Below are 527 nucleotides of genomic sequence, written 5' to 3'. Positions count from 1 at the left end.
GGGATATCCGGCCACGAATACACCGCTGCTTACATGAGCAACATGCTCGGAGATGGTTTCGCTCCGGCAGCTATGCTCCATAAGGGATTCATTGAAAAGTTATTCGACTTGAACCCCACTATGCGCACAATTCGTAATGATCTGATGATTCGCATGAACCAACCCCCGGGCGTAGGCGCAAAAGCCCAGCGGGCGGCGCGGATGATTCCTGTCACGATTAGCGCAGTCGACATGCTGACGCTTATGACCGGCTTCGGAGCACCGGCCGTGGGGGCCGGCGTCAAAAAAGGTTCGAAGGATTTTTCTGACCTCCGCAAAAAGCTGTGGTCGGCTTCACCGGACGCTAACTGGCAGGGGCCAGCAGCTAAAGAATACTCCGCGGCTAATGAAAGATTGCAGACCGTAGCTCAGAATATCGCCGAGCTCGACCAACGCTTCGCCGCTTGCATCAACGACCAAGCCGCAATGATCACTCATGTGCGATTGGGGTTGGGACTAACGAAAGATCTCCTCGCCGCAGCAATCGT

At 55.0% G+C, this 527-nt stretch carries 1 protein-coding gene; it reads left to right on the top strand.

The window, feature by feature from the left end; translation table 11 throughout:
* Positions 1-33 precede the first annotated feature (33 nt).
* The coding region (locus ACZY1I_RS32190; protein WP_463761708.1) for an EspA/EspE family type VII secretion system effector at positions 34-527 on the top strand (494 nt) is incomplete at its 3' end.

Source organism: Mycobacterium sp. IDUB_37, from assembly GCF_055419245.1.
The sequence above is the reverse complement of the archived record's forward strand: the minus strand, read 5'-3'. Positions and strand labels throughout refer to the sequence as shown.